17 protein-coding genes are annotated in these 21,124 nt (G+C 63.8%); 13 read left to right on the top strand and 4 right to left on the bottom strand.

The window, feature by feature from the left end; all coding sequences use genetic code 11:
* The first annotated feature begins 3 nt into the window (after positions 1–3).
* The 6 genes from M2360_RS08010 to M2360_RS08035 all read left to right on the top strand — a co-directional run bounded on the left by M2360_RS08010 (position 4) and on the right by M2360_RS08035 (position 5,639).
* Complete coding sequence (locus tag M2360_RS08010; RefSeq protein WP_280774243.1) at positions 4–510, top strand: gluconokinase; 507 nt, start codon at positions 4–6, stop codon at positions 508–510.
* A gap of 21 nt (positions 511–531) precedes the next feature.
* Positions 532–1,422 (top strand): NAD(P)-dependent oxidoreductase, encoded by an 891-nt coding sequence (locus tag M2360_RS08015; protein ID WP_280774245.1) that lies wholly within the window; start codon positions 532–534, stop codon positions 1,420–1,422.
* 102 nt (positions 1,423–1,524) lie between these two features.
* Entirely contained in the window at positions 1,525–3,021 is a 1,497-nt protein-coding gene (locus tag M2360_RS08020; protein ID WP_280774246.1) for a sugar ABC transporter ATP-binding protein, read from the top strand.
* A 22-nt stretch (positions 3,022–3,043) separates the two neighbouring features.
* Positions 3,044–4,096 (top strand): ABC transporter permease, encoded by a 1,053-nt coding sequence (locus M2360_RS08025; protein ID WP_280774248.1) that lies wholly within the window; start codon positions 3,044–3,046, stop codon positions 4,094–4,096.
* A 34-nt stretch (positions 4,097–4,130) separates the two neighbouring features.
* Positions 4,131–5,228: a substrate-binding domain-containing protein gene (locus M2360_RS08030; RefSeq protein WP_280774249.1), complete on the top strand. Its 1,098-nt coding sequence runs from the start codon at positions 4,131–4,133 to the stop codon at positions 5,226–5,228.
* Positions 5,229–5,306: 78 nt separating this feature from the next.
* Positions 5,307–5,639, top strand: a complete 333-nt coding sequence (locus M2360_RS08035; RefSeq protein ID WP_280774251.1) for a hypothetical protein — start codon at positions 5,307–5,309, stop codon at positions 5,637–5,639.
* Between the two features lie 125 nt (positions 5,640–5,764).
* On the opposite strand, the gene katG is transcribed toward M2360_RS08035, so the two are convergent.
* On the bottom strand, positions 5,765–7,936 hold the full coding sequence (katG, locus tag M2360_RS08040) for a catalase/peroxidase HPI (protein ID WP_280774252.1): 2,172 nt from the start codon (positions 7,934–7,936) through the stop codon (positions 5,765–5,767).
* Positions 7,937–8,079: 143 nt separating this feature from the next.
* On the opposite strand from katG, the gene M2360_RS08045 reads away from it, so the two are divergent.
* The 7 genes from M2360_RS08045 to M2360_RS08075 all read left to right on the top strand — a co-directional run bounded on the left by M2360_RS08045 (position 8,080) and on the right by M2360_RS08075 (position 16,341).
* Entirely contained in the window at positions 8,080–9,000 is a 921-nt protein-coding gene (locus tag M2360_RS08045) for a hydrogen peroxide-inducible genes activator (protein WP_280774254.1), read from the top strand.
* A gap of 129 nt (positions 9,001–9,129) precedes the next feature.
* The gene (locus M2360_RS08050) at positions 9,130–10,116 is read left to right on the top strand and encodes a BMP family protein (protein ID WP_280774255.1); all 987 of its coding nucleotides are present in this window, start codon (positions 9,130–9,132) and stop codon (positions 10,114–10,116) included.
* Between the two features lie 9 nt (positions 10,117–10,125).
* Complete coding sequence (locus tag M2360_RS08055) at positions 10,126–11,535, top strand: amidase (RefSeq protein ID WP_280774257.1); 1,410 nt, start codon at positions 10,126–10,128, stop codon at positions 11,533–11,535.
* Positions 11,532–13,052, top strand: coding sequence for an ABC transporter ATP-binding protein (locus M2360_RS08060; protein WP_280774259.1), 1,521 nt, complete (start codon positions 11,532–11,534; stop codon positions 13,050–13,052). Before M2360_RS08055 ends, M2360_RS08060 begins: the two co-directional genes overlap by 4 nt.
* Positions 13,042–14,091 carry an ABC transporter permease gene (locus tag M2360_RS08065; RefSeq protein WP_280774261.1) on the top strand — a complete coding sequence of 350 codons (1,050 nt, stop codon included), beginning with the start codon at positions 13,042–13,044 and terminating at the stop codon, positions 14,089–14,091. The genes M2360_RS08060 and M2360_RS08065 overlap by 11 nt, the downstream gene beginning before the upstream one ends.
* Positions 14,088–15,032, top strand: coding sequence for an ABC transporter permease (locus tag M2360_RS08070; RefSeq protein ID WP_280774263.1), 945 nt, complete (start codon positions 14,088–14,090; stop codon positions 15,030–15,032). Before M2360_RS08065 ends, M2360_RS08070 begins: the two co-directional genes overlap by 4 nt.
* A gap of 16 nt (positions 15,033–15,048) precedes the next feature.
* The gene (locus tag M2360_RS08075; RefSeq protein ID WP_280774265.1) at positions 15,049–16,341 is read left to right on the top strand and encodes an amidohydrolase family protein; all 1,293 of its coding nucleotides are present in this window, start codon (positions 15,049–15,051) and stop codon (positions 16,339–16,341) included.
* 33 nt (positions 16,342–16,374) lie between these two features.
* Here M2360_RS08075 and M2360_RS08080 read toward each other — a convergent pair whose 3' ends face one another.
* The 3 genes from M2360_RS08080 to M2360_RS08090 all read right to left on the bottom strand — a co-directional run bounded on the left by M2360_RS08080 (position 16,375) and on the right by M2360_RS08090 (position 21,101).
* Positions 16,375–17,181: a ferredoxin--NADP reductase gene (locus tag M2360_RS08080; RefSeq protein WP_280774266.1), complete on the bottom strand. Its 807-nt coding sequence runs from the start codon at positions 17,179–17,181 to the stop codon at positions 16,375–16,377.
* Between the two features lie 77 nt (positions 17,182–17,258).
* Positions 17,259–19,010: a hydantoinase B/oxoprolinase family protein gene (locus M2360_RS08085; protein ID WP_280774268.1), complete on the bottom strand. Its 1,752-nt coding sequence runs from the start codon at positions 19,008–19,010 to the stop codon at positions 17,259–17,261.
* Between the two features lie 3 nt (positions 19,011–19,013).
* Positions 19,014–21,101, bottom strand: a complete 2,088-nt coding sequence (locus tag M2360_RS08090) for a hydantoinase/oxoprolinase family protein (protein WP_280774270.1) — start codon at positions 21,099–21,101, stop codon at positions 19,014–19,016.
* Between the last annotated feature and the right edge of the window lie 23 nt (positions 21,102–21,124).

Genomic DNA, 21,124 nt, shown 5'->3' on the forward strand with positions numbered 1-21,124 from the left:
GCCATGGCCGTCGTGGTTATGGGTGTTTCGGGTTGCGGCAAGTCCTCCATCGGCGAGATGCTGGCTGGTAAGCTGGACGGCGCCTTCATCGAGGGCGACGCGCTGCATCCGGCTGAAAACATCGCCAAGATGTCGGCGGGCACGCCGCTGACGGATGCGGACCGGTTTCCCTGGCTCGACCGTATTGCGGCGCAGATGTCGGCTCGCCTTGAGGGTGGCCAGCCGGTGGTGGCGTCCTGCTCGGCGCTGAAAAAAATCTATCGCGATCGCCTGAGGGCGGCCGCTCCAGGGCATGTACGCTTTGTGTTTCTCAAGGGAGATCAGGCGCTTTTGCATGCGAGAATGTCGACGCGGCCAGGCCATTTCATGCCGGCCTCGCTCTTGACCTCGCAACTGGCGACGCTCGAAGATCCCAGCGGGGAAGAGGGTGTCGTGACCATCGATATTGCGCTTGCGCCGGAGGAGATCGTGGCGCGGGCGCTGGATGAAATCAGGCAATCCGCAGCCTGAAGCGGAACGAGGGAGGACATGATGTCGGACGGTAAAAAAACAGCAGTGGCGTTGATCGGGGCAGGGATCATGGGATCGGCCATCACCCGCAGGCTGCTGGAGACAGGGCATCAGGTTCATGTCTTCGACCTCGATGCAACCAAGGTCGGTGCGCTGGTCGCAGATGGCGCGGTCGCCGCCGAAACGGCTGCGGTCGCGACGCGCGCAGCCGATTTCACCATCCTCAGCCTCAACAGCGCCGCGATCGTGCGCGCGGCGGTCTTTGGCCGGAATGGCGTTGCCGAAGGCGCTTCGGCCGATAAGCTTCTGATTGATATGTCGTCGATCGATCCGGTCGATACGGCACAGATGTCAGCGCAACTGAAGGCGGATACGGGCATGGCCTGGGTGGATTGCCCGCTGTCGGGCGGCGCGCCCGGCGCGCTTGCCGGCCGGCTGACGATCATGGCGGGCGGCGCGGCCGAAGATTTCGAGCGCGCCCGCGACGTGATGCGCCATCTCGCGGCCAATTATACGCTGATGGGGCCTTCCGGCGCCGGACAGACCGTCAAGCTGATCAACCAGTTGTTCTGCGGCGTGATGTTCCAGGCGGTGGCGGAGGCGGTGAAGCTCGCCGAAGCGGGCGGCGTGGATGCGAGCCAGATCCCGGCGGCGCTTGCGGGCGGCCGGGCCGACAACCGTATCATGCAGGAATTCATGGCGAAATTCGCCGCCCGCGATTACAGCCCGACCGGCCGCATCGACAATATGCTGAAAGACCTGAATTCCCTGCAGGCGTTTGCGCTGAAAACAGGCGTGCCCCTGCCGATGACCGCCCAGGTCGTTGAGGTCAACCGTCTGCTCTGCGCGGCCGGGCTTGGGCCGAAAGATTCCGCCGAGGCCATGCGCCTTCTGGATGGCGATTTTACCTGATCTGATCATTGTTTTTCCGTTCGCCGGCCCGATAGGGGCTTGACTACAACTCTGTGATATCGCTAACATGACTTCACTTGCGGTACTTTGGGAGGAGCGCCGTTGACTGACAAGGCATTGCTGGAGTTCCGCTCCATCACCAAGATTTTCGGCGGCACGCGCGCGCTGAGTTCCGTCTCGCTCGATCTGAGAGAGGGCGAGATCGTCGCGCTGCTCGGCGAAAACGGCGCGGGCAAATCCACGCTCATCAAGACGCTCGCAGGAATTTACAAGCCAGACGAAGGCGAGATCCGCTTTCGCGGCGCGGCCTATCATCATCGCCCGCCCAAGCCGAACGAGCGCCAGCCGGTGGCCTTCATCCATCAGGATCTCGGTCTCATCGAATGGATGACGGTCGGCGAAAATGTCGGTCTCGCCCAGGGCTTTTCGATGCGCTCCGGCGTGATTGACTGGAAAGCGACCGAGGCGAGGGCGCTTGAGGCTCTACGGCTGGTCGGCTGCACCTTCGATCCCTCGACACGCGTCTCGCAGCTGAGCCGCACGGAGAAATCGCTCGTCGCCATCGCCCGCGCCCTTGCCGTCGAGGCAGATATTCTCGTTCTCGACGAGCCGACCGCCAGCCTGCCGGCCGATGAGGTGGAGCGGCTGTTCGCCGCCATCCGCCCGCTCAAGGCGCGCGGCGTCAGCATGATCTATGTGTCGCATCGTCTCGACGAAGTGTTCCGCATCGCCGACCGCGTGGCGGTTCTGCGCGATGGCAAGCTCGTCGGCCAAAAGGCCGTCAGCGACACTAATCCCTCCGAACTGATCGAAATGATCGTCGGCAGGCCTGCGACCGAACTGTTCTTCAAGGCGGGCACTGTAGCCGCCGAGCCAGTAGTCCGCATCCGCGACCTCGTCTGCGAGGGTGGCGCGCCGGTGAGTTTCGATGTTCGCCGCGGCGAATTGCTCGGTCTTGTCGGCCTTCGCGGCGCGGGCCATGAACTTGTCGGCCGGGCCCTGTTCGGCGCAGAACCTTTTTCCGGCGATGTTACTGTTCATGGCGAGACGCCGGATCTCTCCTCGTCGATTGCGGCCATGCATTCGGGGGTCGGCCTGATTGCCCGCGACCGCACCGAGGAATCGGCGGCAATGTCGCTGTCGATCCGCGAAAACACCTTCATCAATCCGGGCGCAGCCGGCAGGGGACTGTTCTCCTTCCTGTCGCCGCGTCGGGAGGCGGACAAAGCGCGCGAAATCGGCGCGTCCGTCGGTCTTCGTCCCAACGATCCCGATCTCGCCATCGAGGCTCTGTCGGGCGGCAATCAGCAGAAGGTGATCGTCGGCCGCTGGCTGGCGACCGGACGCAAGCTGCTGATCGCCGAGGATCCGACTGCCGGCGTCGATGTCGGCGCCAAGGCCGATATCTACCGACTGATCGCCCGCGCGCTCGAAACTGGGCTGGCGGTGATCGTGGTCTCCACCGATTTCGAGGAAATCGCCCATATCTGCCACCGCGCGCTGGTTTTCTCGCGCGGGGCCATCGTCCGCGAATTGAGCGGCGATCAACTGTCCGTCCAATCCGTCATCGCCGCCGCATCGGCATCCGAAGCGGCCTGACCGCGAGCGAGGAGTAACCATCATGCAATCCATTCAATCCACCGCGCTCGAGCCGACGCGCAGCGAGATGCGCGGCCTGACCTTCGGCGAGAAAGTGATGCGCCTGCTGCCGGTCTATGGCCTGGTGATCCTGACGCTCGCGCTGATCCTGATCTTTTCGCTGATGTTGCCGACGACGTTCCCCACGCTTCTCAACCTGCGTTCGATCATTTCGAATAAGGCGATCATCGCCATCCTGGCGCTGGCGGCGATGATCCCCATGGCGGCCGGTCGCATCGACCTGACCATCGGCTATGGCATCGTTCTCTGGCACGTGCTGGCGATTTCGCTGCAGACCATGTTTGGGCTGCCCTGGCCGGTCGCGGTGCTGATCGTGCTGTCGCTCGGCGTCATCTGCGGTTTCCTGAACGGGCTGCTGGTCGAAGTCGCCAAGATCGACTCTTTCATCGCAACCCTCGGCACTGGCACGGTGCTTTACGCCATCGCGCTCTGGCATACCGGCGGCCGCCAGGTCGTGGGCATGCTTCCGGAAGGCTTCTATGCGCTGAACGGCACCATGGTGCTCGGCCTGCCGATCACCGGCTTCTATGTGCTGGCGCTGGCCGCGCTGCTCTATATCGTGCTCGAATATTTGCCGATCGGACGTTACGTCTACGCCATCGGCGCCAATCCCAAGGCGGCGGCGCTCAACGGAATTCCGGTCCGCAAATTCGTCATCGGCGCCTTCATTTCGTCAGGCTTCCTGTCGGCGCTCGCCGGCGTGTTGCTCGCCTCGAAACTGCGCATCGGCCAGGCGAGCGTCGGTCTCGAATATCTGCTGCCAGCGCTGGTCGGCGCCTTTCTGGGCTCGACCACCATCAAGCCGGGCCGCGTCAATGTCTGGGGCACGCTCGTTGGCGTTGCGATCCTCGCGGTCGGGATCTCCGGCATCCAGCAGATGGGCGGCGCTTTCTTTGTGGAGCCGTTGTTCAACGGCGTCACGCTTCTCGTCGCCATCGGCATTGCCGGCTACGCGCAACGCAAGAAAGGCGCGGTGATCAAGCGCGCGCCGGAACCATCAAAACCCGCGGTCTGAGGAGGCCGTGCATCATCAACAGGAGGAGGAAACCATGAATCGTAGAACATTTCTGAAGGCCGGCGTCGCCACGCTCGCACTCGCCGCGGCGCTTCCCGCGCTGGCGGATCCGATGACGGACGCCAAGGCCGTCGTCGAAAAATACGCCACCAAGGTCGACAAATGGGATGGCCCGACCACCGGTCCCAAGGCCCAGACCGGCAAGAATATCGTCATTCTCGTGGGGGACATGAAGAATGGCGGCCAGCTCGGCGTCGTCAACGGTATTCAGGAAGCCGCAACCGCAATCGGTTGGACCGTGACCGTGCTGGACGGCGCAGGCTCGATCGACGCCCGCACGGCCGCCTTCGGCCAGGCTATGGCGCTCTCGCCGAACGGCATCATCATCAATGGCTTCGACGCCGTCGAACAGGCGCCGGCGATGGAACAGGCGAAGGCCGCCAAGATCCCGATGGTGTCCTGGCATGCCGCTTCCGCAGTCGGTCCGGTTCCGGAAGTCGGCGTCTTCGCCAATGTCACCACCGACGCCATGGAAGTCTCTAAGGCTGCCGCGAATTACGCCTATGTCGACGCCGGCGGCAAGCCGGGCGTGATCATCTTTACCGACTCGACCTACGCCATCGCCATCGCCAAGGCCGACCGCATGAAGGAAGAGATCGAAAAGCTCGGTGGAACGGTGCTCGAATATGTCGATACGCCGATTGCTGAGACCTCGCAGCGTATGCCGCAGCTGACTGTGGCGCTTCTGCAGAAATACGGCGCCGCCTGGACGCATTCGCTGGCGATCAACGATCTCTATTTCGACTTCATGGGGCCGGCTCTGTCGGGCGCGGGCATTCCCGGCGACGGGGCGCCGATCAATGTCGCTGCCGGCGACGGCTCGGAAAGCGCCTATCAGCGCATCCGCGCCAAGCAGTATCAGAAGGTCACGGTGGCCGAGCCGCTCAATCTGCAGGGCTGGCAGTTGGTCGACGAACTGAACCGCGCTTTCGCTGGCGAGGGCTGGTCGGGTTATGTGTCGCCGCTGCATGTGGTGACCTCTGATAATGTCGAATTCGATGGCGGCCCGAAGAACACCTTCGATCCCGACAACGGCTATCGCGACGCCTACAAGAAGGTCTGGGGCGTCTAAGCCTCGACGGTCCGGGCGACGTCGCATCGCCCGGGCCTCTTCCCAACCGGCCCAGGGCCGTATTTCTCAGGATATGTCATGATTATTCGCTATGCCCTTTTCGAGGGCGAGATCCATGCCGGCATGGAAGAAGAGTTCCGCGCCTTCGTCAAGGAGAAGCTCGTGCCGCTCTGGACACGCTTTCCCGGCGCAGAAGAGATCCGCGTTCTCGATGGGCTCGACCGTGACGAGGGCGCGCCCGTCTACGCCATGGCGCTCGCGATCCGTTATCCCGACATGGCCGCCGTCGAGCAGGCGCTGGCTTCCGACGTTCGCGTCGAAAGCCGCGCGGTGACCGGAGAGCTTCTCAAGATGTTCACCGGCAAGGTGCATCATCACCTGTTTTCGGCAAACGAATACGCGCCGGCGTAACGGCCGCATCTCGGCTTTGCCGGGCAGATCAGTCAGCAGTCCAAAAACGAGCCGCTCAATGAAAACGGCCCTCTTTCCAATCCGGAAAGAGGGCCGTTTGTTGTCAGGCTATGGCTGGTCGCCGATTACGCCAGATCGAAGCGGTCGGCGTTCATCACCTTGGTCCAGGCGGCGGCGAAGTCGTGCACGAACTTCTCCTTGCTGTCGTCCTGGGCGTAGACTTCGGCATAGGCGCGCAGGATGGAGTTCGAGCCGAACACCAGATCGACGCGTGTCGCCGTCCACTTCACCGCGCCGGTCTTGCGGTCACGGATCTCGTAGAGATTGTCGCCGGTCGGAACCCAGGTGTAGGCCATGTCCGTCAGGTTCACGAAGAAGTCGGTCGTCAACGCGCCTTCGCGATCCGTGAAGACGCCGTGCTTGGCGCCGCCATAGTTCGCGCCGATTGCACGCATGCCGCCGATCAACGCCACCATTTCCGGCGCGCTGAGGCCCATCAGTTGGGCGCGGTCGAGCAGCATTTCCTCGGGGCTGACCACATAGTCCTGCTTCTGCCAGTTGCGGAAGCCATCGGCCAGCGGTTCGAGATAGCTGAACGAGTCGACATCCACCTGATCCTGGCTCGCGTCGCCGCGGCCCGGAGCGAAGGGCAGTTCGAGAGCGACGCCGGCGGCCTTGGCGGCCTGTTCGACGCCGACATTGCCGGCGAGAACGATGACGTCGGCGATGCTGGCGCCGGTCTCAGCGGCGATCGGCTCAAGAGCCGCCAGAACCGAGGCGAGACGCGCAGGCTCATTGCCGGCCCAGTCCTTCTGCGGAGCCAGGCGAATACGGGCGCCGTTGGCGCCGCCGCGCATGTCTGAGCCGCGATAGGTGCGGGCGCTGTCCCAGGCGGTGGAGACGAGGTCCGCAACCGAAAGACCGGAAGCGGCAATCTTCGCCTTGACGGCTGCGACGTCGTAATCGCTGCGACCGGCGGGGGTTGGGTCCTGCCAGATCAGATCCTCGGCCGGAACGTCCGGACCGATATAGCGGGTCTTCGGACCCATGTCGCGATGGGTCAGCTTGAACCAGGCGCGGGCAAAGGCGTCGGAGAACGCGTCGAAGTCGTTCATGAAGCGCAGCGAGATCTCCCGATAGATCGGGTCGACCTTCAGCGCCATGTCGGCGTCGGTCATCATCGGATTGTGACGGATCGACGGATCCTCGACATCGACGGGCTTGTCTTCTTCCGCGATGTTGACCGGCTCCCACTGCATCGCGCCAGCCGGGCTCTTGCGCAGCTCCCAGTCATGCTTGAACAGCATTTCGAAGAAGCCGTTGTCCCACTGGGTCGGATGGGTGGTCCAGGCGCCTTCGAGGCCGCTGACCACTGTGTCGCGACCGATGCCGCGGCCGTTGACATTCATCCAGCCGAGACCCTGGAATTCCGGATCAGCCGTTTCCGGGTCGGGGCTGAGATTGGTCGCCGCGCCATTGCCATGGGTCTTGCCGACAGTGTGACCGCCTGCGGTCAGCGCTACGGTTTCAGCATCGTCCATGCCCATGCGGGCGAAGGTTTCGCGCATCATCGCCGCCGTCGCCAGCGGATCGGACTTGCCGTTCACGCCTTCCGGATTGACATAGATGAGGCCCATCTGCACGGCCGCGAGCGGATTGGCCAGCGTATCCGGCTTGGTCACATCGCCGTAGCGGCCGTCGCTGGGCGCCAGCCATTCCTTCTCGTCACCCCAATAGGTGTCCTTTTCCGGATGCCAGATATCTTCGCGGCCGAAGGCGAAGCCGAAGGTCTTGAGCCCGGCGACATCATAGGCGATCGTGCCGGCGAGCATGATGAGGTCGGCCCAGCTGATCTTGTTGCCGTACTTCTTCTTGATCGGCCACAGCAGACGGCGGCCCTTGTCGGTGTTGACGTTATCCGGCCAGGAATTGAGCGGGGCAAAACGCTGGTTGCCGGTGCCGCCGCCGCCGCGGCCATCGGTCACGCGGTAGGAGCCGGCGGAATGCCAGGCGGTGCGGGCGAACATGCCCACATAGCTACCCCAGTCGGCGGGCCACCAATCCTGGCTGTCGGTGACGAGCGCCCGCACATCGGCCTTGAGCGCTTCCACATCGAGCGTCTTCAGCTCTTCGCGGTAATTGAAATTCTTGCCCAGCGGATTGGTCTTGACGTCATGCTGATGCAGGATGTCGAGATTGAGCGCATTCGGCCACCAGTCGGTGTTGGTCGTCTGGCGTGAGGTATGGCCGCCATGCGCGACCGGACATTTGCCGACGATTTTCGGATGTTCGTTCATGTCGTTTTCCTTCCCTTCGTGCTGCCTGGGAGTGCCGCAGCCGCCCGTTCTGTTGTCGGGTCCCTCAACCCGTGAACTTCTTCTACATCATCGCAGTCATAAAATATAATTGCATTTTCTAAAGATCGCGATAGGAAAAACTAATGACGAACCTTTCGATGAGACATCTCAGATATTTCGACGCCCTGGCGCGTCACGGTCATTTCGGGCGGGCGGCCGCCGATTGCGCCGTGACCCAGCCGGCTTTGTCGGTGCAGATCAAGGAACTTGAGGAATTGCTCGGCGCGCCGTTGGTTGAACGCGGCGCGCGGCAGATCCGGTTGACGGCGCTCGGCGAGACGGTGGCGGCCCGGGCCCGCGATGTTCTCACCTCGGTGGATGAAATCGCCAATCTTACCCGCGGCGCGAACGGTGATTTCATGCGGGAATTGCGACTCGGGGTGATCCCCACCGTCGCGCCCTATCTGTTGCCAGCGTTGATCAAGGCGCTTGCGAAGCGCTATCCGGATCTCGACGTCCGTCCGCGCGAAACGGTGACGCAGCGGCTCATTGCCGATCTCGGCGACGGTAAACTGGACGCGGCCATCGTCGCGCTGCCGGTGTCGGAGCCTTCCCTGACCGAAACGCCATTGTTCGAGGAAGAGTTCGTGCTGGTGCGGTCGCTGGACGATGCCGTCAAGCCCGTCCCCAATCCGCAGGCTCTGCGCGAAATGCGTCTCCTGCTTCTTGAGGAGGGGCATTGTTTCCGTGACCAGGCTCTATCCTTCTGCGATATCGCGCCGCCCGCGCCGCGCGATCTGATGGAGGGGAGTTCGCTTTCGACCTTGGTGCAGATGGTTGGCGCGGGAATTGGCATCACGCTCATTCCGCAGATGGCGGTGGCCATCGACACCCGGTCGGCGGCGGTCTCGATCGCCCGTCTCAGCGACCCCAGCCCATCACGGATGGTGGGCATGGTCTGGCGCAAGAGCAACCCTCTGGGCACACAATTGCTGCAGATTTCCGACCTCGTCCGTGAAGAGGGATTGCGTCTCTTGTCCGACATCGCCGAGCGGGGAGCCTGAGCTCGGCAAACGCGGAGAATTTGATGAGGCAGTATGGCTGACTAAAAAATCACCAGCTAATCGCCTTGACACATTTTTGGGCCACCATTAACAATTTCTACCAATTGGTAAAAAATGGGGAACCACAAAATGTCTAGCCAATTCAAACTGTCGCGTCGCTCTGTGCTCGCCTCGGGCCTCGCGCTCGGCGCATCCTCCTTCATTCCCTCCGTGCGCGCCGCCGAACCGATCAAGGTCGCCGGCATTCACGGTTCGCCGGTTGAAAACGCCTGGAACTCGGTGCTGCATAAGGCAATGCAGGACGCCGCCAAGGAAGGCGCGATCGAATATGTGTTTTCCGAAGGCGTATCCGGCACCGATTATCCGCGCGCCATGCGCGAATATGCCGAACAGGGCGCAAAGCTGATCATCGGCGAAACCTTCCCGGTCGAAAAGCAGGCTCGTGAAGTGGCGGCTGACTATCCCGAGACCGCCTTCGTGATGGGGTCGAGCGGCAAGGAAGCCGGCAAGAATTTCGGCGTGTTCGGCACCTGGAATTTTGACGGCGCCTATCTCGCCGGCATGCTAGCCGGCAAGATGACCAAGTCGAATGTGGTCGGTTCGGTCGGCGCCATGCCGATCCCGGAAGTCAACATGCTGATCAACGCCTTTGCGGCGGGCGTGAAGGCGGTCAATCCGGACGCCAAGCATCTGGTCACCTTCATCGGCACCTTCTTTGATCCGCCTAAGGCGCGCGAAGCGGGTCTGGCGCAGATCGACGCCGGCGCCGACATCCTGTTCGGCGAACGCATCGGCACCGCTGACGCCGCCAAGGAGCGCGGCATCAAGTCGGTCGGTTCGCTGATCGATTACACGCCGCGTTATCCTGATACGGTGTTCGCCAATGCGCTGTGGAATTTCCGCCCGATCCTCAACGCCGCGCTCGCCGATATCGCCGCCGGCAAGCCGACCGGTCGCGATTACACCGCTTACGGTCTGATGAAGGAAGGCGGCAGCGACATCGTTTACGTCAAGGGCGTAGCTCCCGCCGACGCCGAGGCGGCGATGGAGAAGGTGCGCACGGACATCAAGTCCGGCGCCTTTGAAGTTCCCCGGATCATGGACGAGCCCAAGTAAGCCTTGATCATGCAGGAAGACGCCACCAGCCTCGCGGAGGCGATCGCAAATGGTCGCCTCGCCTCTGTCGAGGCGATGCGGGCTTGCCTCTCGGCAGCCGATAGGGCTGCCGATCTGGGTTCCATCGCCTATCGCGACGACGGCAAAGGCCTTGCCGCCGCCCAGGCGGTCGATGCGATGCCATTGTCCTCTCCCGAACGTGCGGCCATGCCCTTCGCTGGCGTTCCCACGCTCGGCAAGGATCTTGGCGGCCCTTTTGCCGGCTTTCCGATGGCGGCCGGGTCGCGGCTCATGGCGAGGCGCGGCGGTTTTGTTGATTCCGATCTTGCGGAACGGTACCGGAGCGCGGGCTTCTGTCTGTTCGGCCTGACCACCAGCCCGGAATTCGGCCTGTCGCTCGCCAGCGAACCGGCCATCGGTCCCATCGCCCGCAATCCGCTGGCGCCGGATCTCTCGGCCGGAGGCTCCTCTGGCGGAGCCGCAGCTGCGGTCGCGTCGGGCATTGTCAGCATCGCGCACGCCACCGACGCGGGCGGATCGATCCGCGTGCCCTCCGCCTGCTGCGGTCTCGTCGGCTTGAAGCCTAGCCGGGGGCTAATGCCGGCCGGCCCGCATTTCGGCAATCATCTCGCGGGGCTGGCCACCGAACTCGCCATCTGCCGCTCGGTGCGCGACAGCGCCGCCATGCTTACACTCTTGTCCGGCGAGGCGAGGGGGCCATTTCCACCCGTGGCGCTGGCTGCTCCCGGCGATGGGCCGCTGCGCATAGGTCTCCTGACCGACACCGGAGACGAGTTTCCCACCGATCCGGACCGCGCCCAGGCGATCGAAGACGCCGCCCGTTGTCTGGAGCAGGACGGCCACCGCATCGTCCCCATCTCGTTTTCGCAGATTGAAGCGGCGGCGGCCAGCAGCCGGCGCGCCTTCGTCGATATCGTCTGCATCAACCTCGCCGATACGATCGCACAGTTTAATCTCGACGCGACCAAGACCGAGCGGCTGACCCAGGCTGTGATTGAGCGCGGCCTCGGCATGAGCGCCGGCGCGGTGTGGCGCAGCTTCAACGCCATGGTCATCGTCAGCCGCGACCTCTGGCGTCTGTTCGACGGGATCGATTGCCTGCTCACGCCGATCCTGTCGTCCGCGCCGCTGCCGGTCGGCTCTTTCCCCAGCGATCACGCCGATACGGATCTGCATTTCGACCGCATGGCCGCGTTTTCGCCGCTTGCAGCGCTGGCCAACGCGTCGGGCTTCCCGGCTCTGACCCTGCCCTTCGGCCGCGACGCCAGGGGATTGCCGCTGCCGGTGCAATTGATGGCCCCGATGGGCGGCGATCACAGGCTCTTGCGTCTCGCCTCGCGTCTGGAGCAGGATGAACGCTGGACGCATCCTTTCCCGATCGCAGGATTGACCGCATGAGCGCTTCCGTTCTCGACATTGTCGGCGTCAGCAAGCGGTTTGGCGACAATCTTGCCAATGACGATATTTCGCTTTCGCTGGGTCGGGGCGAGATCGTTGCGCTGCTCGGCGAAAACGGCGCCGGCAAGACCACGCTGATGAGCATCCTGTTCGGCCATTATACGCCCGACAGCGGCCATATCCTTATCGACGGTCGCGATCTGCCGCCGGGCAAGCCGCGCGATGCCATCCGCGCCGGCATCGGCATGGTGCATCAGCATTTTTCGCTGGCCCCCAATCTGACCGTGCTCGAAAACGTCATGACCGGAACCGAAAGCCTGTGGTCGCTCGGCTCAAAACGCGCCGAGGGCCGGGCCAAGCTGATGGCGATTTCCGAGCGCTTCGGTCTGAAGACCGATCCCGACGCCCGGCTGGGCGATCTCTCGGTCGGCGAGCAGCAGCGCGTCGAGATCCTCAAGGCGCTTTATAACGACGCCCGCATTCTGGTGCTCGACGAGCCGACCGCGGTTCTGACCCAGATCGAGGCGGAACGTCTGTTCGCCATTCTCAAGGACATGGCGCGCCAGGGTCTGTCGCTGATCTTCATTTCGCACAAGCTCGACGAAGTGATGTCCACCGCCGACCGCGTCGTCGTGCTGCGCGGTGGACGGCTGGTCGCCGAACGCAAGGCGGCGGAGACCAGCAAATCCGAACTCGCCGAACTGATGGTCGGGCGCAGCGTGTCGCGTCCGGTCCGAGAGGCCTCGACGCCGGGCGAGATCGTGCTTGAGGCGGTCGGCGTCACCATCCGTCAGGGCGGTGTCGACAAGCTCAAGGCGGTGGATTTCCGTCTGCGCGCCGGAGAGGTTCTCGGCGTCATCGGCGTATCCGGCAATGGTCAGGCGCAGCTGGCGCAGATGCTGTCGGGAACGTTGCCCCGGACGTCAGGCGACATCCTCCTGTTCGGCCAGACCGTTGAACGGCTGACGGTGTCAGATGCGGTCGCGGCTGGTATTGGCCGCATCCCCGAAGATCGCAACAAGGACGGCGCGATCGGCGAAATGGCGATCTGGGAAAATGCTGTTCTGGAACGCCTGTCGAAATTCTCGAAAAACGGTCTGGTCGACCGCAAGGCGGGCGCCGCTTTTGCACAGGATATTATCAGCCAGTTCGACGTGCGCGGAGGCTCGCCAACCAGCCGCATCCGGCTGTTGTCGGGCGGCAATATGCAGAAGCTCATTCTGGGCCGCAATCTCATCGAACGACCGAAGATCCTGATTGCCGCGCAGCCGGCCCGCGGGCTCGACGAAGGCGCGGTCGCCGCTGTACATGCGCGCATTCTGGAGGCGCGCCGCCAGGGCGCGGCGGTCCTGTTGATTTCCGAAGATCTCGACGAAGTCATGGCGCTCGCCGATCGCATCCAGGCTATTGTCGGCGGCAGGCTGTCGCCGCCGATCTCCGCCGAACAGGCATCGACGCGAAAACTCGGGCTGATGATGGCGGGCGAATGGGAGAGTGAGGTGGCGCATGCGGTTTGAACGCCGTGAACACCGACCGCTGGCGCTGGTCGTGGCAACGCCGCTGATCGCCATCGCCGCCGCCATGGCGATCGCCGGCGTGCTGATCGCGATTGCCGGCGCGCCGGTTCTGGAGGCCTATTGGTTGATCCTCAAGGGCGCCTATGGCTCCAGGTTATCCGCCACGGAGACGCTGACCCGCGCGGCGCCGCTGATTCTGACCGGGCTTGCCGCAGCCGTCGCGTTTCGCGCCCGCCTCTGGAATATCGGCGGCGAAGGCCAGCTTTATCTCGGCGCCATCGCGGTCGCATGGATGAGTTCGCATCTTCTCGGCGACCTGCATCCTGCCGTTCAGATACCTCTTTTGCTGGTCTTCGGCGCCATTGCCGGCATGGTCTTGCTGCTGGCGCCGCTCTGGCTGAGATTGCGCTTTTCGGTCGATGAAGTGGTGACGACGCTGCTTCTGAATTTCGTCGCAGTCCTCTTCGTCTCGATGCTGATCGACACGGTGCTCAAGGATCCCATGGCCTTTGGCTGGCCGCAGTCGCAATCGGTCACCGATCAGGCGATGCTGCCGAAGCTCTTGTCGCGGTCGCGGCTGCATCTCGGCCTGGTGATTGCGATCGCGCTGGCCTTCGTCCTGCATTTCGTTCAGTCGCGCACGGTGTTCGGCATGCAGTCGCGGGCGGCTGGTCTCAATCCGCAAGGCGCGGTCTTTGCCGGCGTGCCGCTCGGACGCACGCTGGTGATCGTCGCCTGCCTGTCGGGAGGGCTCGCGGGTCTTGCGGGCGCAATCGAGGTGATGGGCGTCAAGGGTTACGTGACCACGGATCTGTCGCCGGGGTATGGCTATTCTGGCATCGTCGTCGCCATGCTCGCCAATCTCAATCCGCTCGGCGTCGTGCTGGCCGGACTGTTCACCGCCACCATGTTCGTCGGCGCTGATGGTATGAGCCGCAGCCTCGGCATCCCCAGCTATATCGCCGATGTGATCGTGGCGCTGTCGCTGCTCACCATGCTGATCGCCGTCTTTTTCACCCAATACAGGATCCGCCGATGAGCGCGCTGTTCGACATCGTCGCCTCCGCCGGTCTCTGGGCCGCCGTGCTCAGGATTGCGACGCCCCTGATCCTCGGTACGCTCGGCGCGCTGCTGTGCGAGCGAGCGGGCGTGCTCAATCTGGGCATCGAGGGGATCATGACCTTCGGCGCGATGATCGGCTGGCTCGCGGTCTATAACGGCGCCGATCTCTGGACCGGATTCCTGATTGCGGGGATCGCCGGCGGCGTCTTCGGTCTGCTGCATGCCGGCCTGACCGTGACGCTCGGCCTGTCGCAGCATGTCTCCGGCCTGGGCGTCACGCTGTTTGCGTCGAGTTTCAGTTACTACGTCTTTCGCCTCATGGTGCCGGTCGCCGGCACGCCGCCGACGATCGAGCCATTTCAACCGATTGCGATCCCCGGGCTGAGCGATATTCCCTTCATCGGACCGGCGCTGTTTTCCCAGACGCCGCCCACATACGCCGCCATTCTTCTCGCAATCGTGCTGGCCTATATGCTGTTTCGCACCCCGCTCGGGCTGGCGATCCGGATGACGGGGGAAAATCCGCATGCGGCGGATGCGCAGGGCGTCAATCCCATGGCGGTGCGTTATGGCGCCGTCATCGCCGGCAGCGCCCTGATGGGCATGGCGGGAGCGTTTCTGACGCTGTCGGCTTTCAACAGCTTTTTCCCGACCATGGTGCAGGGGCGTGGCTGGATCTGCATCGCGCTCGTGGTGTTTTCGTCCTGGCGGCCCGAGCGGGCGCTGTTGGGCGCGCTGCTGTTTGCTTTCTTCGACGGCTTTCAGCTCAGGCTGCAGACGACGCTCGGCGGCGCGGTGCCCTATCAACTGTTCCTGATGATCCCCTATATCCTGTCGATTGCGGCGCTGGCGGTCATGGCCCGGCGCGCGCGCGTTCCCCAGGCGCTGATGCAACCCTATCGGCGCGGCGAGCGCTGACCTCCGGAGAGTGACCATGTTCGATCTGATCATCCGCAACGCCAATCTGCCCGATGGCCGCCAGGGCTGGGATATCGGTCTCAAGGGCGGCAAGATCACCGCGATCGAGAAGAGTATCGCCGCTGAGGCGGGCGAGGAGATCGACGCGTCAGGCCGCCTCGTCAGCCCGCCCTTCTGCGATCCGCATTTCCACATGGATGCGACGCTGTCGCTCGGCATGCCCCGGATGAATGTATCCGGCACGCTTCTGGAGGGCATTGCGCTATGGGGCGAGTTGCGGCCGCTGCTCACCAAGGAGGCGCTGGTCGAGCGCGCCCTGCGCTATTGCGATCTCGCCGTAAGCCAGGGGCTTCTCTATATCCGCAGCCATGTCGACACCTCTGATCCCCGGCTGGTCACGGCCGAGGCATTGATCGAGGTCCGCGAGCGCGTCGCGCCCTATATCACGCTCCAGCTCGTCGCTTTTCCGCAGGATGGCTATTACCGCGCGCCCGAGGGCGAGAAGTCGCTGGAACGCGCGCTGGACATGGGCATCGACATTGTCGGCGGCATCCCGCATTTCGAACGCACCATGGATGACGGGCGCCGCTCGCTGGAAGCGCTCTGCCGTATCGCCGCCGAACGCGGCCTGCCGGTCGATATTCACTGCGACGAGACCGACGATCCCATGTCCCGGCATATCGAGACGCTGGCGGCTGAGGCGATCCGCTACGGACTGCAAGGCCGTGTCGCCGGCTCGCATCTCACCTCCATGCATTCCATGGACAATTACTATGTCTCGAAACTCATTCCGCTGATGGCGGAGGCCGAGATCAACGTCATCCCCAATCCGCTGATCAACATCATGCTGCAGGGGCGGCACGACACCTATCCGAAACGTCGCGGCATGACGCGGGTGCGCGAATTGATGGCGGCTGGCCTCAACGTGTCCTTCGGCCAGGATTGCACCATGGACCCCTGGTATTCGATGGGCTCGGCCGACATGCTCGAAGTCGGGCACATGGCCATCCATGTGGCGCAGATGGGCGGCATCGAGGACAAGAAGAGGATCTTCGAGGCGCTGACCGTCAATTCCGCCAAGACAATGGGGCTGGAAGGCTATGGCCTGGAGGTCGGCTGCAACGCCGATCTCGTGGTGCTGCAGGCAGCCGATGTGATCGAGGCGCTCCGGCTGAAGCCGACGCGGCTCTATGTCGTCAAGAGCGGCAAGGTCATTTCCCGCTCGGCGCCGCGCATCGGCGAATTGTTCCTCGACGGTCGCCCTGGAAGTATCGATCCGGGGCGTGACTACGTGCCGAAAATGGCTTGAGGATGATGGCGCTCCCGAAGGAGCGCCACGAGATCAGCCGACAAAGGCCCTTTCGACCACGAAGGTGGAAGGGGCATTGTTCGCGCCCTCTTCGAGACCAAAACCTTCGAGCACTGATTTGGTCTCGTTGAGCATCGCCATGGAGCCGCAGATCATCGCCCGGTCGGTTTCGGGCGAGATCGCGGGCAGGCCGAGATCGGCAAACAGTTTGCCATTGCGCATGAGATCGGTGACGCGGCCCATGCGAGGGGACGCTTCGCGGGTCGTTGTGGTGTAGAGGCGCAGCTTGCCGGCCGAGCATTCGCCGACCAGCGGGTCCTCCGCCAGGCCTTCCACCAGCTCCGTGATGTAAGTGAGCTCGGCGACCTCGCGGCAGGTCTGCACCAGAATGACCTCTTCGAACTTCTCGTAGGTTTCAGGATCGCGCACAAGGCTTGCAAATGGCGCGACGCCGGTGCCGGTCGAAAAGAGGTAGAGTCGCTTTCCGGGCAGCAGCGCGTCCAGCACCAGCGTGCCCGTCGGCTTCTTGCGCATCAGCACAGTGTCGCCCGGAACGATTTTCTGGAGATGTTCGGTCAGCGGACCGTTCTCCACCTTGATGGAGAAAAACTCCACTTCCTCGTCCCAGGACGGGCTCGCCACGGAATAGGCGCGGTAGACGGGCTTTTCGGCGTTGGGCAGGCCGATCATCACGAATTCGCCGGAGCGGAAGCGGAAAGCGGCGGGACGGGTGATCCGGAAGGAAAACAGACGGTCGGTGTAATGCTTCACGCTGACCACGCGCTCGGCGAAGACATTGTCGGGAATGGGGAAAGCGGGTGCGGAGACGAGGGCGTCCATGACGGGCTCCTGTGGAGAGATTGTTTGTGTGCGAATTAAATGCATGCACGTTGACTGAGGAGGGCGTCAGGCGGCCCTCAGGCCGCCTTTGCAGATCGCGCCGCTTTCGTCGCCGCGATATCGACATCGCCGGTCGCATCGAGCGCCACGCCGAATAGAGCCAAGGCTTGGTCAACAGTGTAGCGTCCGAGCCTGACATCGCGGGCCACGGCTTCCGGGTCTCGTTCGAACGGATTGCCGTAGCCGCCGCCGCCGGGGGTCTGCACCCGCACCCGGTCGCCGGCTTTCAGCGGAATGTCCTGCGCTTTGGACAGATGCTCGGGCGTCATGGCGACGCCGTCGCGATAGAGCGTCACCTGGTTGGTCGCGCCATCCTTGCCGCCGAGCGCGCCCGGAGGTCCGAAGCGGCCGTGATCCATCACGAAGCTCGCGGTGGCCAGTCCGCGCCGGAGTTCGATCTCATAGTCTAGACCGAAACCGCCGCGATGGCGGCCCGCGCCGCCCGAGCCTTCGCGAAGCGCATAGCGGTGATAGAGCACCGGATATTGCTGCTCCATGATTTCCACGGGCGGCGCCTTGGAAATGCCGATGGTCGAGCAGCCATTGGCGAGCCCGTCGTGATCGGCGTTGCCGCCGTAACCGCCGCCGGAGATCTGATACATGACATAGCCCTGGCCGCGTTCGGGATCATGGCCGCCAAGCGCGAAATTGCCGGAACTTCCGGCAGGCGAGGCCGTCACCCGGTCCGGCAGCGCCTCTACCAGCGCCGCAAACACCGCTTCGGCGATGCGCTGGCTGACTTCGGCGGCGCAGCCCGAGACCGGTCGGGGATAATGCGCGTCGAGGAACGTGCCTTCCGGGCGGATCACCGTCAGCGGCTCAAACGCGCCGGCCGAGATCGGCACATCCGGAAAAATGTGGCGCATGGCGAGATAGACGGAGGACAGCGTCGTCGCCAGCACCGAATTCATCGGGCCGATGCAGGGTTTTGAAGATCCGGTGAAATCGAAGGTCAGTTTGCCCTGGTGGGCTGTGACCGTCAGGCGGATTTCAAGCGGTTCATTGACCACGCCATCGCTGTCGACATAGGCGGTCGAGCGGTAAACGCCATCCGGGATCAGGCGGATATTGGCGCGCATCTGATCGGCCGCGCGACGGCGCAATTCGGCAATCGCCTCGGTTACTGTCGCGTCGCCATAGCGATCCAGCAGCCGCACAAGGCGCTTCTCGCCGACGAGAAGGGCAGCGGCCTGCGCCTTGACGTCGCCGATGCGCTGGTCGGCCACACGGATATTCGAGCAGATGATTGCATAGATTTCCGTGTCGAGTTCGCCTTGCTTGAACAGGCGCACGGGCGGTAGACGCAGGCCTTCCTGCTCGACGGATGTCGCTGACGCCGAAAAGCCGCCCGGCACCGCGCCGCCGGTATCCGGCCAATGGCCGGTGTTGGACAGCCAGCAGAAGATCTCGCCATTGCGATAGACGGGCATGGCGAAGCGCACATCCATCAGATGCGTGCCGCCGAGATAGGGATCGTTGACGATATAGATGTCTCCAGGCCTTGGAGCGGCCGCCTTGCCGGCGGCGATCATCTCGATCAGCACGCGGGTGGAATATTGCATCGTGCCGACGAACACCGGCAGGCCGCTCGATCCCTGCGCGATCAGCGCGCCATCGACGGCGGAATAGATGCCGTCGGAGCGGTCATTGGCTTCGGCGATGACAGGCGAGAAGGCGGCGCGGGAGAAGGACAGGTCCATCTCGTCGCAGACCTGCTGCAGGCCGGATTGAATGACGGAGAGCGTGATGGGATCGATGCCTTGGGTCATGGCTCAGCCTCCGATGGTGATGATGATGTTGCCGTCGGCGTCCTGACGAGCGACGTCGCCGGGCTCGATGACGATGGTCGTGTCCATCTGCTCGATGATGGCAGGACCTTCGACGACGGCGTCGGCGGGCAGATGGTCGCGCCAGTAGACCGGCGTCTCTACGAAGCCGCCGAAAAACACCGGACGTCTGCCGGTCTCGGCTTCGGCGAGGCTTTGCTTGCGACCCGAGGCGTCGATCAGCGCCGAGAGATCGATCTCCTCACGGCGTCCGATGACCGATGTATTGACATTGACGAGATTGGCGCGGATTTCCGGCAGCGCCACATGGAAGCGGGCGAAATAGGCTTCTTCAAAGCGCTGCTGCAGCTCTTCGCGGCTCGGCGTGGGATTGGGCAACGGCACGCGCAGCACATGCGTCTGGCCGATGAACTGCATGTCGACCGAGCGCATCTCGCGGATTTCGCGGATTTGCACGGCTTCCTTGGCGATCAGGCTGCGGCCTTCCTCGCTCTGGCGGGCGAAGATCTGGTGGACAGTGTCGATATCGGCGACGGCCAGGGGACGATTGACGGTCTGCACGAAATCATGCCGGAGATCGGCCACTACGCAGCCCAGCGCATTGGTGATGCCGGGTCTTGAGGGCGCGAGCACCTTGGGAATGCCGAGTTCCCTGGCGATGGCCGAGGCATGCAGGGGCCCCGCGCCGCCGAAGGCGAAGAGGGCGAAATCGCGCGGATCTTCGCCGAGGCTGACCGAGACCATGCGCACGGCGTCGGACATGCGGGCATTGGCGATGCGGATCACGGCGTCGGCGGCCTGGATCGCGTCGAGGCCAAGCCTGTCGCCGATTTCGCGGGCGAATGCGGCTTCGACATCGGCGAGCGTCACCCCGCCCGGCACCTTGTTGAGGCGCGAGGGGTTGAGGCGGCCGAGCAGAAGATTGGCGTCGGAAATGGTCGGTCTTGTTCCGCCCTTGCCATAACAGATAGGGCCGGGTGTGGCGCCAGCGCTTTCCGGGCCGACCTGCAGCAGGCCCGCTTCCGTGACGCGGGCGATCGAGCCGCCGCCGGCGCCGACGGTGCGCACATCCACCATCGGCACATGGATCGGCATGGCGTATTCCACCTCGATCTCGTTGGAGACGGTGGGTTCGGCGTCGCGGATCAGCGCGACATCGGTGGAGGTGCCGCCCATGTCATAGGTGATCAGGTTGGGCATGCCGGCGCGCCGACCGGTATAGGCGGCGGCCATCACGCCCGAGGCCGGGCCGGACATCACCGTCTTGGCCGCCTCATTGGCGACCCGGCGGGCGGAGACCATGCCGCCATTGCCGTTCATCACCAGCACGTCATGGCGATAGCCGCGCGCAGCGAGCGTATCGGCGAGACGCTCGACATAGCGGCGCAACAGCGGCTGCACCGAGGCGTTGACGGCGGCGGTGACGCCGCGCTCATATTCGCGGCTTTCCGACAGGAGCGCGTGCCCGAGCGTGATATTGCCGTTCGGCCAGACCTCGCGGGCGATTTCGCCGGCCCGGAGTTCATGGGCGGGATTGGCGTAGGCATGCAGGAAGTGAATGACCAGCGACTCACAGCCTTTGTCGGCGAGGTCCTTCAGCGCCGAACGAAGCGCTTCCTCGTCGAGCGGCGTCACCACCGTCCCGCGCGCGTCCATGCGCTCGGGAACCTCCATGCGAAGATCCCGCGGGATGATCGGACGAAAGTCGCCCTTCATGCCATAGGCCTGCGGCCGGGTGCGGCGGCCAAGCTCGAGCACGTCGCGGAAGCCCAGGGTGGTGATCATCCCGGTCTTGCAGAGCTGGCGTTCGAGCACGGCGTTGGTGGTTGTGGTCGTGCCATGCACGATGAGATCCAGAGCGGCGAAATCGGCCTCTGCCGCCTCAAGCGCATGGATCACGCCGAAGGCCTGATTGTCGAGCGTCGTCGGCGTTTTCGCCAGCCGCACCGTGCCGGTTGCAGCGTCGAACAGCACGAGATCGGTGAATGTGCCGCCGACATCGACGCCGGCGACGATCGATTGGCTGGAGGATGGAGTCCTGGCGTCGGTCGCCGATGCGGGGGGCTGAGACACGGCTGTTCCTTGGTTTTTATTGT

Source organism: Rhizobium sp. SG_E_25_P2 (genome assembly GCF_029892285.1).
Taxonomy (GTDB): domain Bacteria; phylum Pseudomonadota; class Alphaproteobacteria; order Rhizobiales; family Rhizobiaceae; genus Rhizobium_E.

Coding starts and splice junctions, on each gene's coding strand:
- M2360_RS08045 (WP_280774254.1), top strand. CDS start 8,080: ATGACGAACCTTTCGATGAGACATCTCAGATATTTCGACGCCCTGGCG.
- M2360_RS08015 (WP_280774245.1), top strand. CDS start 532: ATGTCGGACGGTAAAAAAACAGCAGTGGCGTTGATCGGGGCAGGGATC.
- M2360_RS08035 (WP_280774251.1), top strand. CDS start 5,307: ATGATTATTCGCTATGCCCTTTTCGAGGGCGAGATCCATGCCGGCATG.
- M2360_RS08055 (WP_280774257.1), top strand. CDS start 10,126: ATGCAGGAAGACGCCACCAGCCTCGCGGAGGCGATCGCAAATGGTCGC.
- M2360_RS08075 (WP_280774265.1), top strand. CDS start 15,049: ATGTTCGATCTGATCATCCGCAACGCCAATCTGCCCGATGGCCGCCAG.
- M2360_RS08060 (WP_280774259.1), top strand. CDS start 11,532: ATGAGCGCTTCCGTTCTCGACATTGTCGGCGTCAGCAAGCGGTTTGGC.
- M2360_RS08025 (WP_280774248.1), top strand. CDS start 3,044: ATGCAATCCATTCAATCCACCGCGCTCGAGCCGACGCGCAGCGAGATG.
- M2360_RS08030 (WP_280774249.1), top strand. CDS start 4,131: ATGAATCGTAGAACATTTCTGAAGGCCGGCGTCGCCACGCTCGCACTC.
- M2360_RS08010 (WP_280774243.1), top strand. CDS start 4: ATGGCCGTCGTGGTTATGGGTGTTTCGGGTTGCGGCAAGTCCTCCATC.
- M2360_RS08065 (WP_280774261.1), top strand. CDS start 13,042: ATGCGGTTTGAACGCCGTGAACACCGACCGCTGGCGCTGGTCGTGGCA.
- M2360_RS08080 (WP_280774266.1), bottom strand. CDS start 17,181: ATGGACGCCCTCGTCTCCGCACCCGCTTTCCCCATTCCCGACAATGTC.
- M2360_RS08070 (WP_280774263.1), top strand. CDS start 14,088: ATGAGCGCGCTGTTCGACATCGTCGCCTCCGCCGGTCTCTGGGCCGCC.
- katG (WP_280774252.1), bottom strand. CDS start 7,936: ATGAACGAACATCCGAAAATCGTCGGCAAATGTCCGGTCGCGCATGGC.
- M2360_RS08085 (WP_280774268.1), bottom strand. CDS start 19,010: ATGACCCAAGGCATCGATCCCATCACGCTCTCCGTCATTCAATCCGGC.
- M2360_RS08050 (WP_280774255.1), top strand. CDS start 9,130: ATGTCTAGCCAATTCAAACTGTCGCGTCGCTCTGTGCTCGCCTCGGGC.